General features: G+C 43.8%; 1 protein-coding gene. It reads left to right on the top strand.

Going from position 1 to position 1122, the window contains the following annotated elements:
- Positions 1-15 precede the first annotated feature (15 nt).
- Positions 16-1122: IS256 family transposase (locus AN618_RS12395; RefSeq protein WP_066355652.1), on the top strand; the 1107-nt coding region annotated here is incomplete at its 3' end.

Here is a 1122-nt window from a genome sequence, read left to right as displayed (position 1 = left end):
CTGGAGGGATGAGAAATGGCTCAATATAATATTACCATCGATTCTGAAATTTTGCACCACCTTTTTCTAAATGGAGCTAAAGATGAAGGGATGGCCAAACTATTGGAATCCGTACTCAACCAAATACTCCAAGCCCAGGCTACCGAACAAATCAAAGCAGAACCTTATGAAAGAACCGAAGAAAGACAGGATTACCGCAACGGTTACTACCAGAGAAATCTTGTTACTAGAGTCGGTACCCTAACACTTAAAGTCCCCAGGCTCCGCAACGGTAAGCTAACTACTGAGATCTTCAGCCGTTACCAGAGAAGCGAACAGGCCCTTTTGCTGGCATTAATGGAAATGGTGGTTAACGGCGTATCAACACGGAAAATTGAAGAAATAACCTACGAGCTTTGCGGTACCGAGTTTTCAAAATCTACAATCTCCGAGCTTTGCAAGAACCTTGACCCTATTGTTACAGCCTGGAATTCCAGGCCTCTTAGAGAAAAGAAATTTCCCTTCGTAATAGTAGATGCTATGGTTATAAGAGTTAGGGAAGATGGCCGGGTTCGGCAGCGGGGGCTGTTAATTGCCGTTGGTGTGAATGAGGAAGGTTACCGGGAAATATTAGGCCTTATGATTGGTGACAGTGAATCGGAAGAAAGCTGGAGTGAATTCTTTTCTTGGCTCAAACAAAGAGGTTTGCACGGCGTAGATTTGGTAGTTTCCGACCATCACAATGGGCTTATCCGGGCTATTCACAAATATTTTCAGGGTGCGACCTGGCAGCGCTGCCAAACTCATTTTATGCGTAACATTCTCGATAAAACCCCAAAAGTTTTACAAAAAGAAATACATACTAAGGTAAGGGCTATATTAGAGGCACCGGATGCTAAAACGGCAAGAATGCTGTTAAACCAGGTGTTAGAGGAATATCGAGCAAAGGCACCGAAGGCCATGGACATATTAGAATCTGGATTTGAAGATGCTATAGCGGTATTAGAGTTTCCTGAACGGTATAGGAAAAGGCTTCGAACTACAAATGCTTTAGAGCGGCTAAACGAAGAGATACGCCGACGTGAAAGGGTTATTAGGATATTTCCCAACCGCGAATCAGCTATACGTCTAATTGGGGCATTG

This window comes from Fervidicola ferrireducens (assembly GCF_001562425.1).
Lineage (GTDB): Bacteria > Bacillota > Thermosediminibacteria > Thermosediminibacterales > Thermosediminibacteraceae > Fervidicola > Fervidicola ferrireducens.
This window is presented reverse-complemented; position numbering and strand designations above follow the sequence as displayed.